This is a genomic window from Prevotella sp. MA2016 (genome assembly GCF_000619825.1).
In the GTDB taxonomy this organism is placed as follows: Bacteria; Bacteroidota; Bacteroidia; order Bacteroidales; family Bacteroidaceae; genus Prevotella.
Genome location: NZ_KK211036.1, coordinates 254232 through 268511, shown reverse-complemented (window position 1 = coordinate 268511; position 14280 = coordinate 254232). Strand labels below are relative to the sequence as shown.

Sequence of the window (14280 nt, the reverse complement as noted above, 5' to 3'; positions counted from 1 at the left end):
TTAGTCTAACTTCAATACAGCGAGGAATGCCTTCTGGGGCACTTCCACGTTACCAATTTGTTTCATACGTTTCTTACCTCTCTTCTGCTTCTCCAGCAGTTTGCGCTTACGGCTCACGTCACCACCATAACACTTAGCAGTAACATCCTTACGCACCTGCTTTACAGTTTCGCGTGCAATGATCTTTGCACCGATGGCAGCCTGAATAGCAATATCAAACTGCTGACGAGGAATCAGCTCCTTCAGCTTCTCGCACATACGACGACCAAAGGTTACAGCATTGTCCTGATGCGTCAGTGTAGAGAGGGCATCCACAGGCTCACCATTCAGCAGAATATCCAGCTTAGCCAACTTTGATGGACGGAAACCGTCGATATGATAATCAAATGAGGCATAGCCCTTGGATACCGACTTCAACTTGTCATAGAAGTCAATCACAATCTCGCCCAATGGCAGCATGAAATGGAGCTCTATACGGTTACCACTCACGTACTGCTGGTCCAACAGTTCACCACGCTTGTCCAAACATAGCGTCATAATAGGACCAATATAGTCGGCTGCTGTAATAATCGATGCACGGATGTAAGGTTCCTCAATGCGCTCAATCATCGTCTGATCGGGCAGTCCAGAAGGATTGTGCACCTCCTTCACCTCACCCTGCTTGGTATAGCACATATAGCTAACGTTGGGCACGGTGGTGATTACATCCATATCAAACTCACGATCCAATCGCTCCTGAATAATCTCCATGTGCAACAAGCCCAGGAATCCACAACGGAAACCAAAGCCCAGTGCTACAGAGCTCTCAGGCATGAATGTGAGCGAAGCATCGTTCAGTTGCAACTTCTCAAGAGAAGCACGCAAGTTCTCATAGTCGGTAGGATCAATAGGATAAACACCAGCAAACACCATTGGCTTAACCTCTTGGAAGCCCTCAATGGCCTTTTCGCAAGGTGCTGCCACATGGGTAATAGTATCACCCACCTTTACCTCCTTAGAGTTTTTGATACCACTGATGATGTAACCCACGTCGCCAGTCTTCAGCTCTTTACGGGATATCATATCCATCTTCAGCACACCAATCTCGTCGGCATCATATTCCATACCTGTATTAAAGAACTTCACGTGATCGCCGGTCTTAATAGAGCCATTCACAATCTTGAAGTATGCAATAATACCACGGAACGAATTGAATACCGAATCGAAAATCAAAGCCTGCAGTGGTGCCTTCTCATCACCCTCTGGGTGTGGTATCTTCTCCACCACGGCATTCAGTATCTCCTCTACGCCCTCACCAGTCTTACCAGAGGCACGGATGATATCCTCACGATCACAACCTATCAGGTCGATAATCTCATCCTCTACCTCATCAGGCATGGCACTGGGCATATCAATCTTATTGATAACAGGGATAATCTCCAAGTTATGGTCGATGGCCATATAGAGATTCGAAATAGTCTGTGCCTGTACGCCCTGAGTAGCGTCAACCACCAGCAATGCGCCTTCGCAAGCAGCAATAGAGCGGCTCACTTCGTATGAAAAGTCCACATGTCCCGGGGTGTCAATAAGGTTCAGAATATATTTCTCTCCCTTATAAGTGTATTCCATCTGGATGGCGTGACTCTTAATCGTAATACCACGTTCACGCTCCAGATCCATATCATCAAGCATCTGTCCCTCAGTAACCTGAATGGTTTTTGTGTACTCTAGCAGTCGGTCAGCCAGAGTAGATTTACCATGGTCGATGTGAGCGATAATGCAAAAATTTCTTATATGATTCATTGTAGATTCTATGCTTATAGGGTACAAAGTTACAAAAAAAGTCGTATATAGCACAATATTTTGCTTTTTTTTGGTGTTTCCATGAAGAAATTTAATATTTCTGAGTAACTTTGCAGGCAAAAAATAGCATTCATCATGAAAAAGTATTGGTTATTGGGTATAATTGCCCTACTATTTACAGCCTGTCAAGAGAGTCTTGAAGACCGCTGTGAGCGTGATGCGAAAGAATATACACGCAAGCATTGCCCCACGGCCATCGACCAGAACACCATCATCGACAGTCTCACTTTTGATCGCGCCACTCACACCATACATTATTATTATAAGTTGACTGGCGTGGCCGACGAGGAAGAAATGCTCAAACAGATTAATGCTGTGGGTGAGCTCAAGAAAGGACTGAAGAACAGCACAGCAGTAAAGACCTACAAGGACGCAAAGTATCGCTTTGCATATACTTACCGCTCAGAAAAGGATCCAAAGAAAATTCTACTCGATGTGGTTTTCACAGAGAAAGATTATTAATAAGAAATTCCCCCGCCGCTTGGCGAGGGAATTTTTCTTTTCTTATTCAGCAACCTCTTCAGGTTTCATGTTTGTGTAAACGGTCTGAACGTCGTCAAAGTCTTCCAGCTTTTCTACCATCTTATCGATAGTCTCACGCTGCTCGGCTGTAACGTCCTTCAGGTCGTTAGGAATACGAGTAAACTCAGCACCTGTAACCTCGAAACCGTTCTCCTCCAAGTGCTTCTGCACAGCGCTGAAGCTTGATGGATCGGCATAGATGGTGATGCTGTTTTCCTCCTCATCCTCATCATACTCATCCTCTACACCATAGTCAATCAGGTCGAGAATCATCTCGTCCATATCCAGTCCGTCCTTCTTCTTGAAGGTGAACACGCTCTTGTGGTCGAAGAGGAAGCTCAGAGAGCCCTGAGTACCCAGGTTACCGTTAAACTTGTTGAATACTGAACGAACGTCACCCACTGTACGTGTGGTATTATCAGTCAGTGTCTCAACGAAGATAGCGATTCCGTGAGGACCGTATCCCTCGTAAGTTACCTCCTTGTAGTCGCTCTGGTCTTTACCCATAGCGTTCTTGATAGCACGCTCAATGTTGTCCTTTGGCATGTTCTCGCGCTTAGCGTTGGCAATGATAGCACGCAGTGCGGGATTGTTCTCTGGCTCTGGACCGCCTGCCTTTACGGCAATAGCAATCTGCTTACCAATCTTTGTAAATGTCTTGGCCATGTGGCCCCATCGCTTCAGCTTTGTAGCTTTACGATATTCAAATGCTCTTCCCATATATTCTTATAATTTAAAATTTCAAAAAATAAAAAATGTAACAATTAGCGGAGCTCAGCATTGAGCTGTTTCTTGAGCTGGGCAATCAGCTTGTTCATGATAGCCTCAATCTGCTTGTCGCCCATAGTCTTCTCCTCATCCTGCAGGATAAAGTTCACTGCGTAGCTCTTCTTGCCGGCAGGCAGCTTGTCACCCTCATAAACGTCAAAGAGTTCAACCTTCTTCAGCAGTTTCTTCTCTGTCTGACGAGCAATCTGCTCAATCTGAGCAAACTCTACAGCGTTGTCAACCAGCAGAGCCAGGTCGCGACTTACTGCAGGGAACTTGGGCACCTCTGTGTAGAGCACCTCATTCTTCTTGATCACTTTCATCAGGGCGGTCCAGTTAAGCTCAGCGTAATATACAGGTGCATCCAATCCGAACTGCTTCTGCAGTTTCTTGGTGATGATACCCATCTCGATAAGTTTCTTGCCACCACGGTTCTCAATAGTCAGACCGGCAGAGAAGATGTCATTCTCAGTCTTCTTACGCACGATCATACCAGGTTTAACACCGATACGACGCAGGATATTCTCAACATAAGCACTCAACTCATAGAAGTTTGAATCCTCGTTGGCATGCGCCCAACTGCCCTCTACGCGCTTACCTGTGAGCCACAGAGCTGCATGATACTGCTCCTTGTAGGCCTGCATAGGATTATCAAGGTTGGCCTTCTCTGGGTCGAAAGTATATACATTACCGAACTCAAAGAAGCGCAGGTTCTGACGCTTGCGGTTCACGTTGTGCTGCACACTCTCCAATCCACCAAACAGCAGTGTCTGGCGCATCACGTTCAGGTCGGTAGAGAGTGGGTTCATAATTTTCACACAGTTCTCTACTGCATAGGCATTGTGCCCCTCGTAGTAAGCACCCTTTGTCAATGAGTTGTTCAGGATTTCATTGAATCCCTCGCCCACCAACTGCTCGCTTACCAGATTAGCCAGCTTATGCTTCTGGTCTTCATCGCCTTTAATCACGAGACTACCCTTCAGCTGTGTAGGAATCTCTACATTATTATATCCGTAGATACGCAGGATATCCTCAACCACATCACAAGGACGGGTGACATCCACACGATAGCCAGGAATCTCAAGCTTCAAGCCCTCGGCAGTCTCCTCGAGCACTTTCATTTCCAGGCTCTCGCAGATGGCCTTAATTTTATCGGCAGGAATCTCCTTACCCACCAGATCGTGTACATACTGGTAGTTCAGGTCAACCACTGCATTCTCCATCTTCTCGGGATAAACATCCACGATATCCATGCTCACCTTACCACCAGCCAGCTCTTTGCACAGGATGGCAGCCTGCTGCAGGGCGTAGATGGTGCCATTAGGATCAACGCCACGCTCAAAACGGAAGCTGGCATCTGTACTCAATCCGTGGCGACGTGCACTCTTACGGATCCAAGTTGGATGGAAATATGCACTCTCCAGAACGACGTTCTTTGTAGTCTCGTATGTGCCACTACCCTTTCCGCCGAATACACCTGCGATACACATTGGCTCCTCGGCATTGCAGATAGCCAGGTCGCGGTCGCTCAACTTATGCTCCTCGCCATCCAGTGTCTGGAATGGTGTGCCGTCGGGCATGGTCTTCACCACAATCTGATGACCGGTCACCATGTCTGCATCAAAGCAGTGCAGAGGCTGTCCGTAGGCCATCATTACATAGTTGGTGATATCCACGATATTGTTGATTGGGCGCAGGCCGATGGTGTTCAGCTTATTCTTCAGCCACTCAGGACTCTCCTTCACTTCGCAGTCGCTCACGCTCACACAAGCATAGCGCTTGCAGGCCTCAGTGTTTTCAATCTTCACTTCGATAGGCAGGTCGTGATTATCTACAGTAAACTTACTGCAGTCAGGGCGATGCATCTTTGTCTCATAGCCATTGCTCTTCAGCCAGGCATACAGATCGCGAGCCACACCCCAGTGACTCAGACCGTCAGCACGGTTGGCTGTAATGTCAACCTCAATCAGCCAGTCGCTCTCCAGGTGGTAGTACTCGGCAGCTGGTGTGCCCACTACAGCATCCTCAGGCAGAACAATAATGCCGGCATGGTCGGTGCCGATACCTATCTCGTCTTCAGCACAAATCATACCGCAGCTATCCACGCCGCGCAGCTTGCTCTTCTTGATAACAAACTCTTTATCGCCATCGTAAAGCACGCAGCCCAGATCGGCCACAATCACCTTCTGACCAGCAGCTACATTAGGTGCACCACACACAATCTGTGAGGGCTCACCCTTGCCCAGGTCAACTGTTGTTACATGCAGGTGGTCTGAGTTAGGATGGGCCTCGCAGGTAAGCACCTTACCCACGTAGAGGCCCTTCAAGCCGCCTTTAATACTTTGTACTTCTTCCAATGCGTCGACTTCAAGACCTGTCGATGTCAAAGCATCGCACACCTGCTGTGCAGTCAGGTCGAAATCAACGTATTCCTTCAACCATTTGTAGGAAATATTCATTATACCAATCCTTTAGTAATTACTATCTTTGAAATTTCAAGGTGCAAAGGTAGCAAAAAATTGGTATTTACACAAATTTTTCCTGCAAAATCTACTCAATACACTTCATTAAAAAGTCAACGGCGCCGTTAATGCCGAATTTCCGCACATCCAGCGATACGTCATAGTTGCGTGCATCAGTCCATTCACAGCCTGTAAACGTCTTGGTGTACAGTTCTCTACTGTAATCATTATCCACCACCATAGCAGCTGCATCACACAGTTCCAGACCGTATTTCTCGGCTATGCGACGCTTACGACATTCTTCCGAACTATGAATAAAAATCTTGAGTGCATTAGGATGATCTTTGAAGATATAGAATCCACAACGACCCACTATCACACAACTCTCCTTTTTGGCTATACCCCTGATGGCATCGCACTGAGCATCAAACAACTCATGACTGGTCTTATCCTGCTCGGCACCATCATACTCGGCCTTGGCCATATAGTTACGGTAGAAATTGGTGAAATCATCGCGCCATAGAGGATTGCGCGTTTCGATCTTTTCCATGGCATCTTCAACAGCTCGTGTGCGTTTTGCTACTTCATTCAAAATCTGCTTATCGAGCAGCTTAACACCTAATCTACGGGCAATCTCAGCTCCAATCTCGTGTCCGCCTGTACCAAACTGGCGACTGATCGTAATAACAAATTTTTCCTCCCTGTTCATATCGTTCCAAATTTTTAGTTAATAGATTCTTAATAATAATATGCTGCAAATATAAAAAAAAGATTTGGAATTACCAAACCTTTTTTCTATAATTTTTAAATTATTACAATGTTTAATTTTTGAATTGTTCTACATAAGACGCGGCTGCCTCAGCACAGCGCTCGCCATCCACACCTGCTGAAACAATTCCGCCAGCATATCCTGCGCCTTCGCCGCATGGGAAAAGTCCCTGAACGTGAACATGTTGCAGCGTTTCCTTATCGCGAATTATACGTACTGGCGAAGATGTTCGTGTTTCTACAGCTATCATCACAGCCTCGTTGGTCAGGAATCCATGTGCCGAACGACCAAAAGCCTTGAAGCCCTGTTGTAAGCGACTTGATATCATCTTTGGCAACCAGAAGTGCAGCGGACTTGATATCAGTCCTGGCGCATACGACGACTTTGGCAGATCGTAGCTCAACTTGCCATTCACAAAGTCGGCCATGCGCTGGGCAGGTGCAGTCTGCTTCATATTACCCTGCTGCCAGCACATCTTTTCCAGCTGTTCCTGGAAATGAAGAACTTTTAGTGGAGAGTTTACAGTGGAGAGTTTACAGTTATGATTACCACTATCCAGATCTTCAGGGCGCACCTCTACCACCATACCAGAATTACTCCAGGCTGTGCCACGGTTGGCCGGACTCATACCATTCACCACGATCTGCTCTTTATCGGTAGCTGCGGGTATTACAAAACCGCCTGGACACATGCAGAACGAGTAAACGCCTCGCCCATCCACCTGAGTCACCATGGAGTATTCTGCAGCAGGCAACCAGCGACCTCGGCCTTGTTTATTATGATATTGTATCTGGTCGATCAACTGACTAGGATGCTCCAGACGCACACCAATAGCAATTCCTTTGGCCTCAATCTCTATTTTGGCCTCGGCCAGATAGCGATACACATCACGCGCCGAATGACCAGTGGCAAGAATCACAGGTCCACGGAATTCTGATTGAACATTGAACATTGAAGATTGAGGATTGCTATTGACAGCTTCCACACCTACCACTTCATTGGCCGTTCCCATAATCAAACGTGTCATGCGTGTTTGGAAGTGAACCTCACCACCACAGTTGATAATGGTATTACGCATAGCCTCTATGACCTTGGGCAGACGGTCGGTACCAATGTGCGGATGCGCGTCGGCCAGGATAGCTGTCGAAGCACCATGCTGACAGAACACATTCAGAATTTTGTCGGTGTTGCCACGCTTCTTCGAACGCGTATAGAGCTTACCATCACTATAAGCACCAGCACCTCCTTCACCAAAACAGTAGTTACTCTCAGCATCCACCTGCTGAGTACGACTGATGGCAGCCAGATCCTTCTTGCGGTCGTGCACGTTCTTACCTCGCTCCAATACAATAGGGCGCAACCCAAGCTCAATCAGTCGCAGGGCAGCAAACAAGCCACCAGGTCCTGCACCTACCACAATTACCTGTGGTTTACCTTCTACGTTAGGATACTCTGTATGTACATATTCATCATCCTTAGGCAACTCATTTACGTAGGCACGTACTTTCAGGTTTACGAAGATTTGTCGCTGTCGGGCATCAATACTTCGCTTCAGAATGCGCACTCCGTTAATGTCACCAGGGTTCAGTCCATATTCATCACCCAGAAAGCGTTTCAATCGGTCTTCCTGAGCCGCCACATCGGGCGTTACTCTTATCTGATATTCGTTAATCATATTCTTTTTAATAAAACTATTTATTGCAGTGGCGTCAGCGGATACACGATTTTCACTATCCACTGTAGCACACCGGTATGAGACAGGCCGGCCACAACTACAAAGAGTACGCCAATAACTACCACCGATGTAGATGCAAAACCAGAGAAAGCCTCTTTGGCATCGAGCACGCCAGTTACAAACATTCATGCTCCTTATCGTTTGCAAAGATAGTGTAATTCTATCGAACCACCAAAAGAAAAGCAATATTTCTTAAATGAGTTATATTAACTCAAAAAGCGAAATGAATTAACTCAGAAACCTTTTTGAGCTAATATACGGTATTTGGGGAGCATTTATTTGGGGGTATGTCATAAATTTACTAAATTTGCACCCAATATTAAAAATAATGAATTAATGACTAAAAAAATAGTTTTACATAAGAAATCGTTTCACGAGCTCACCACCGATGAGTTGTATGAACTGCTGAGGGTGCGTAGTGAGGTGTTTGTGGTTGAGCAGAACTGCGTTTATCAGGATCTGGATGGTGACGACCAGCAGGCTATTCATCTCTGGTTGACAGTTGGTGACAAGACTGCAGCAATGGCCCGTGTGTGCCCTGCAGGCACTCACATGCAGAATATATCCATAGGCAGGGTTATCACCACCGACAGAGGCAAAGGCTATGGCAAGCAGATTATGCTGCACGCTATAGATGCCGCAAAGGAGCACTTCAACGCAAAACTTATTGACATCGAAGCTCAGGAATATGCCAAGGGATTCTATGAAGCAGTGGGATTCAAGCAGTCATCCGATACATTCATGCTCGACGGCATCCCTCATATCAAAATGACTTGGACAGACTAAAAAAACAAATGCAGACAAGCTTCACAGCCTATCTGCATTTTTTTTCGTTGCTTTATTAAAAATGATTTACTCAAAAAGTGGATTTGTTCTTATTTCAGTCGCTTATAACCATAAGCTGCAGTAGCACCTAACTCCTCCTCAATACGGATGAGTTGATTGTACTTAGCCATACGGTCAGTACGAGAAAGTGAACCAGTCTTGATTTGCCCCGAGTTTGTGGCTACTGCAATGTCGGCAATCGTGGTGTCTTCTGTTTCACCAGAACGGTGAGAAGTCACTGTGGTATAGCCATGACGATGAGCCATCTCAATAGCCTCCAAGGTCTCTGTCAACGAACCAATCTGGTTCACCTTAATCAGTATAGAGTTAGCTGCCCCCATCTTGATGCCCTTCTCCAGGAACTTCGTGTTGGTGACAAACAAGTCGTCGCCTACAAGCTGGCAGCGATCGCCGATTCTCTCGGTAAGCTTCACCCAATTATCCCAGTCGTTCTCATCAAGACCGTCTTCAATAGAGTCAATAGGATATTTGGTAATCAACTGCTCAAGATATGCAATCTGCTCATCGGCAGAGAGTTTCTTGCCGTTAGGATCTTTCTTTGCACCATTCTTAAGTTGGCGATAATCGTAATACCATTTACCACCCTCGCAGGTGGCAAACTCTGAAGCTGCGCAGTCCATAGCAATCTTCACATCCTTTCCAGGCTCATAACCTGCTTTTTTGATAGCTTCAACAATCGTGTCGAGAGCATCCTCAATACCATCAAAATCAGGCGCATAACCACCTTCATCACCTACGGCTGTAGAAAGACCACGAGCCTTGAGCAGTTTGGCAAGATTGTGGAATACCTCGGCACCCATGCGTATAGCGTCGCGCTCATTGCTGGCACCTACAGGGCGAATCATGAACTCCTGGAATGCGATAGGTGCAGCAGAGTGAGCACCACCGTTCACGATGTTCATCATTGGCACTGGCAGTGTGTAAGCATTGCAGCCGCCAATATACCTATAAAGAGGAATGTTGAGTGCCTTGGCAGCAGCCTGAGCACAAGCCAGAGATACGCCAAGGATAGCATTAGCACCAAGCTTCGACTTGGTTGGTGTGCCGTCGAGAGCCAGCATCTTGTAGTCGATGGCGCGCTGCTCAAATACACTGTCGCCCTTCAAGGCAGGAGCAATCACCTTATTGACATTATCTACTGCCTTCAGTACACCTTTGCCCAGATAGCGCTCTTTGTCGCCATCACGCAGTTCAAGCGCTTCGTTCTCTCCAGTAGATGCACCAGAAGGAACAGCAGCACGTCCCATTACACCATTCTCCAATGTCACCTCTACCTCAACGGTAGGATTACCTCTTGAATCGAGAATTTCTCTCGCATGAATCTTTTCAATTTTCATAACTCTTCTATTACACTAATAACTTATTCATTTCCGGCTGCAAAGATACGGCAATCTTCAGAATTCCACAATACCTAAAACAGGGGATTTTCAATTGCCTTAAGAAACAAACAGCCGGAAGCAGATGAGTGCTCCCGGCTGAAAAAATATATAATGATCGTAGATTAGTGCGAATCCTGCTCTGCCTGCTTGGTCTCAGGGGCATCTGCACCATAGTAGTTGTAGTATGCGTTGTAGCGGTTGTAACCCCACTTAGCCTGCAGCATGTCGGGGTCGAGCTCCTTAGCCTTGTCGAACAGCTCGATGGCCTGCTTGTAGAGCTCCTTCTTCTTAGCGGGATCCTCAGTCTCCTGAGCCTGTACGCTGTAACCTGTACCTGCATAGGTAGCGATGATAGCGTTGTCAGGTTTAACCTCGAAAGCCTTCTTCAGATAAGGAACAGCCTCAGAAGCCTTGTTGGCCTGAAGCAGAGACAGACCCTTGTCGGCCAGTGCTACGAAGTTGTTAGGATTAGCTGCAAGTGCATCGTCGAGAATCTTGTTAGCCTCATCGGTCTGACCAAGACCCAGCAGTGTGTTGTAGAGCTTCTCCATTACACCATCAACCTTATGCTCGGCATAGATATCCTTCAAGCTTGCGCAATACTTCACTGAATCGTCCTTAGTCTTCAAACCATCACCCAGAATTTCGAGCTTCAGGTTCAGAGCATTCTCATACTCCTCAGGATCCTTCATGGCAACATCAGCCAGCTCAAGAGCCTTGGCCATGTCCTTGTCCTGATAAGCGAAGATTGAAGCGAAACGAGCTACCTGACCGAAGAAAGGCTTCTGCTGCTCGCGATCCTGCTCCTTGAACAATGTAGCAGCATCACTCTCAACAAACAGCTGCCAGAACTTACGTGCTGTAGCGTTGTCCTTAGCGGTAAGAGCATCCTGACCTGCGTTTACGAGTGTGTTACGAGGACCACCCCACAGGCGCTGAGCGTTCTTTGAAGCGAACTTAGGAGCCACCTTACCCTTCTCGTTGGGCTTCTGGTCAAACTTATCGCACTCCATGGCTGCAACGATTGCATTGTATGCCATATCGTTCATCAGCTTCATGTCAACGGGTTTCTCTTCCTTACCCATCTGCTTGTTTACCTGATTCTCTGTCTGAATGGCACTCTGAGCTGAGAAATCATTCAGAGCGAGGTCAACGAGCTTGTTGTAGGCCTTAGCCTTCTCAGCATCATTGGCCAGAGAGCCAAGGCTACTCTTTACCAGGGCTTCTGCTTCTGCATAAGTCTTTGCCTTGAGGATAGCCTTCAAAGCATCACTGTCACCGGCAAATGCGGTAGCGCTTGCTACCATCATAGCTGCCATAACGAATAATTTTTTCATAAGCTTTAAAATTGGTTGAACTTATTAATGATGAATTACATGTTTTCTGTTTCTGGTGCATCGTCCACGATCTCAGCCTCCTCTACATCTTCTTCCTGACTTGAGGTCACCTTACATACAGAAGCGATACTATCATTCTTCTTAGTGAGGTTGATGAGACGTACGCCCTGTGTGGCACGGCCCATGACACGAACATCGGCCACCTTCAGACGGATGAGTACACCACTCTTATTAATAATCATGAGATCGTTCTCGTCGGTTACTACCTTGATGGCTACCAAACGACCAGTCTTCTCGGTAACTGCAAGTGTCTTAACACCCTTAGCACCACGTGAGGTCTTACGATAGTCCTCAATCTCTGAGCGCTTACCATAACCATTCTCTGATACTACCATGATGGTCTCTGTGGCAGGATCGTTTACGCAAACCATACCTACAACCTCATCGTCGCCACCATCAAGACGCATACCGATAACACCGGTAGAAACACGTCCCATGGTACGAACATCACGCTCGTCGAAACGTACGGCACGACCATTGCGGTTGGCCAGCAACAGCTCGTTCTCGCCATTGGTAAGACGTACGCCTACTACCTGGTCGCCCTCATTGATATTGATGGCAATCACACCATTGGCACGTGGACGTGAGTAAGCCTCGAGACAGGTCTTCTTAATGATACCCTGCTTGGTAGCAAATACTACATAGTGGCTGTTGAGGAACTCAGCATCGTTGAAGTTCTTAATACGCAGAACAGCATTGATAGCATCATCAGGCTCGATATTGAGCATGTTCTGGATAGCACGACCCTTAGAGTTCTTGTCGCCCTCAGGAATCTCATAACACTTCTGCCAGTAGCAACGACCCTTCTGGGTGAAGAACAGCAGCGTGTTGTGCATGGTAGCAGGATAGATATACTCTGTGAAGTCGTTGTCGCGATGACGGGCTGCCTTAGAACCCATACCACCACGGCCCTGCTCGTGGAACTCTGTCAGAGGAGTACGCTTGATGTATCCCATGTGAGAGATGGTTATAACAACAGGATCATCTGGATAGAAGTCCTCGGCATTGAACTCGTGATCGAAAGGAATAATCTCAGTACGACGCTCGTCGCCATACTTCTCCTTCACCTCCTGCAGGTCGGCCTTCATCACCTCCTTACAACGCTCAGGATTGTCGAGAATCTCCTGCAACTCAGCAATGAGCTTCTGCAGGTCGTCGAACTCCTGGTGCAGCTGATCTACACGCAGACCTGTGAGCTGAGCCAGACGCATATCAACGATAGCCTTACTCTGAAGCTCATCGAGCTCGAAGCGCTTCTCCAAGTTACGCTGGGCGTCGGTTGGAGTCTTAGAGTTACGAATAATGCGTACAACCTCGTCGATATTGTTTACGGCAATAATCAAACCTTCAAGGATGTGTGCACGCTCCTGAGCCTTGCGCAGGTCGTACTGGGTACGACGGATGGTTACGTCGTGACGATGCTCTACGAAATACTTAACGCACTCCTTGAGCGAGAGCAGACGTGGACGCCCCTTAACAAGAGCGATGTTATTAACTGAGAATGAGCTCTGTAGAGCGGTCATCTTAAACAGTTTATTGAGCAACACATTGGCATTAGCATCGCGCTTGCAATCAACCACGATACGCATACCCTGACGACCAGACTCATCATTCACATTAGCCACACCCTCAATCTTGTGCTGACTTGCCAAATCGGCAATGTAAGCCACCAGGTCGGCCTTATTTACACCATAAGGAATTTCTGTTACAACAATCTTATCGTGTGTGTCGCCGCTTTCAATCTCAGCCTTGGCACGCATCACGATACGACCACGACCAGTCTCATAGGCATCCTTCACACCCTGAAGACCATAGATGTAAGCACCTGTTGGGAAATCAGGACCGGGGATAAACTGCATCAGACCTTCGGTATCAATATCAGGATTGTCGATATATGCACAGCAACCATCAATAACCTCGCCCAGGTTGTGGGTTGGCATATTGGTTGCCATACCTACAGCAATACCATTACCACCATTTACCAGCAGATTAGGAATCTTGGTAGGCATCACAGTTGGCTCTTCGAGTGAGTCATCGAAGTTAGGAGCCATATCAACGGTTTCCTTATCAAGGTCGTCCATAATGTGCTCACCCATCTTTGACAGACGGCACTCGGTGTAACGCATGGCAGCTGGCGAGTCGCCATCCACCGAACCGAAGTTACCCTGACCGTCAACAAGAGTGTAGCGCATATTCCAATCCTGCGCCATTCGTACCAAGGCGCCATATACAGAAGAGTCGCCATGAGGGTGGTACTTACCAAGCACCTCACCTACTACGCGAGCACACTTCTTGTAGGGCTGAGTGGAAACGTTATTAATGTTCATCATACCGTAAAGGATACGACGATGAACTGGCTTAAAGCCATCACGAACATCAGGAAGGGCACGAGCTACGATAACCGACATTGAATAGTCGATATAGCTCGATTTCATCTCTTCTTCGATGTTGATCTTAATAATTCTGTCGTTGTCGAATGTTTGATCCATCGTTTAAATTTCTATTTTACAATTTATTATTTTCAATTTAATTTTAATCTTTAGCTAGCCCTTTCGGACCA

The 14280-nt window shown here is 46.9% G+C and carries 11 protein-coding genes; 2 read left to right on the top strand and 9 right to left on the bottom strand.

Translation table 11 applies throughout. The features are described from left to right. The gene (gene lepA / locus T360_RS0111865; RefSeq protein WP_028912976.1) at positions 1 to 1782 is read right to left on the bottom strand and encodes a translation elongation factor 4; all 1782 of its coding nucleotides are present in this window, start codon (positions 1780 to 1782) and stop codon (positions 1 to 3) included. Between the two features lie 135 nt (positions 1783 to 1917). Between lepA and T360_RS0111860 the strand changes: the two genes are divergently transcribed. After that, positions 1918 to 2304 (top strand): hypothetical protein, encoded by a 387-nt coding sequence (locus T360_RS0111860; RefSeq protein WP_028912975.1) that lies wholly within the window; start codon positions 1918 to 1920, stop codon positions 2302 to 2304. 42 nt (positions 2305 to 2346) lie between these two features. Here the strand turns inward: T360_RS0111860 and T360_RS0111855 are convergent, their stop codons facing one another. The 5 genes from T360_RS0111855 to T360_RS16265 form a co-directional block, all read right to left on the bottom strand. Then, the gene (locus T360_RS0111855; protein ID WP_013065643.1) at positions 2347 to 3084 is read right to left on the bottom strand and encodes a YebC/PmpR family DNA-binding transcriptional regulator; all 738 of its coding nucleotides are present in this window, start codon (positions 3082 to 3084) and stop codon (positions 2347 to 2349) included. Between the two features lie 44 nt (positions 3085 to 3128). After that, complete coding sequence (pheT, locus tag T360_RS0111850; protein ID WP_028912974.1) at positions 3129 to 5591, bottom strand: phenylalanine--tRNA ligase subunit beta; 2463 nt, start codon at positions 5589 to 5591, stop codon at positions 3129 to 3131. A gap of 91 nt (positions 5592 to 5682) precedes the next feature. Then, the gene (locus tag T360_RS0111845) at positions 5683 to 6303 is read right to left on the bottom strand and encodes an AAA family ATPase (protein ID WP_028912973.1); all 621 of its coding nucleotides are present in this window, start codon (positions 6301 to 6303) and stop codon (positions 5683 to 5685) included. A gap of 112 nt (positions 6304 to 6415) precedes the next feature. Continuing rightward, complete coding sequence (locus T360_RS0111840) at positions 6416 to 8038, bottom strand: NAD(P)/FAD-dependent oxidoreductase (RefSeq protein ID WP_028912972.1); 1623 nt, start codon at positions 8036 to 8038, stop codon at positions 6416 to 6418. A 20-nt stretch (positions 8039 to 8058) separates the two neighbouring features. Beyond that, the gene (locus T360_RS16265) at positions 8059 to 8223 is read right to left on the bottom strand and encodes a hypothetical protein (protein WP_155949529.1); all 165 of its coding nucleotides are present in this window, start codon (positions 8221 to 8223) and stop codon (positions 8059 to 8061) included. A 211-nt stretch (positions 8224 to 8434) separates the two neighbouring features. On the opposite strand from T360_RS16265, the gene T360_RS0111830 reads away from it, so the two are divergent. Next, the gene (locus T360_RS0111830) at positions 8435 to 8884 is read left to right on the top strand and encodes a GNAT family N-acetyltransferase (RefSeq protein WP_051523551.1); all 450 of its coding nucleotides are present in this window, start codon (positions 8435 to 8437) and stop codon (positions 8882 to 8884) included. A gap of 89 nt (positions 8885 to 8973) precedes the next feature. Here the strand turns inward: T360_RS0111830 and eno are convergent, their stop codons facing one another. The 3 genes from eno to gyrA all read right to left on the bottom strand — a co-directional run bounded on the left by eno (position 8974) and on the right by gyrA (position 14209). Further along, the gene (gene eno / locus T360_RS0111825) at positions 8974 to 10281 is read right to left on the bottom strand and encodes a phosphopyruvate hydratase (protein ID WP_028912970.1); all 1308 of its coding nucleotides are present in this window, start codon (positions 10279 to 10281) and stop codon (positions 8974 to 8976) included. A 164-nt stretch (positions 10282 to 10445) separates the two neighbouring features. Then, positions 10446 to 11660, bottom strand: a complete 1215-nt coding sequence (locus T360_RS0111820; RefSeq protein WP_036929532.1) for a tetratricopeptide repeat protein — start codon at positions 11658 to 11660, stop codon at positions 10446 to 10448. Positions 11661 to 11695: 35 nt separating this feature from the next. Then, the gene (gene gyrA / locus T360_RS0111815) at positions 11696 to 14209 is read right to left on the bottom strand and encodes a DNA gyrase subunit A (protein ID WP_028912968.1); all 2514 of its coding nucleotides are present in this window, start codon (positions 14207 to 14209) and stop codon (positions 11696 to 11698) included. Between the last annotated feature and the right edge of the window lie 71 nt (positions 14210 to 14280).

Coding starts and splice junctions, on each gene's coding strand:
- lepA (WP_028912976.1), bottom strand. CDS start 1,782: ATGAATCATATAAGAAATTTTTGCATTATCGCTCACATCGACCATGGT.
- T360_RS0111860 (WP_028912975.1), top strand. CDS start 1,918: ATGAAAAAGTATTGGTTATTGGGTATAATTGCCCTACTATTTACAGCC.
- T360_RS0111855 (WP_013065643.1), bottom strand. CDS start 3,084: ATGGGAAGAGCATTTGAATATCGTAAAGCTACAAAGCTGAAGCGATGG.
- pheT (WP_028912974.1), bottom strand. CDS start 5,591: ATGAATATTTCCTACAAATGGTTGAAGGAATACGTTGATTTCGACCTG.
- T360_RS0111845 (WP_028912973.1), bottom strand. CDS start 6,303: ATGAACAGGGAGGAAAAATTTGTTATTACGATCAGTCGCCAGTTTGGT.
- T360_RS0111840 (WP_028912972.1), bottom strand. CDS start 8,038: ATGATTAACGAATATCAGATAAGAGTAACGCCCGATGTGGCGGCTCAG.
- T360_RS16265 (WP_155949529.1), bottom strand. CDS start 8,223: ATGTTTGTAACTGGCGTGCTCGATGCCAAAGAGGCTTTCTCTGGTTTT.
- T360_RS0111830 (WP_051523551.1), top strand. CDS start 8,435: ATGACTAAAAAAATAGTTTTACATAAGAAATCGTTTCACGAGCTCACC.
- eno (WP_028912970.1), bottom strand. CDS start 10,281: ATGAAAATTGAAAAGATTCATGCGAGAGAAATTCTCGATTCAAGAGGT.
- T360_RS0111820 (WP_036929532.1), bottom strand. CDS start 11,660: ATGAAAAAATTATTCGTTATGGCAGCTATGATGGTAGCAAGCGCTACC.
- gyrA (WP_028912968.1), bottom strand. CDS start 14,209: ATGGATCAAACATTCGACAACGACAGAATTATTAAGATCAACATCGAA.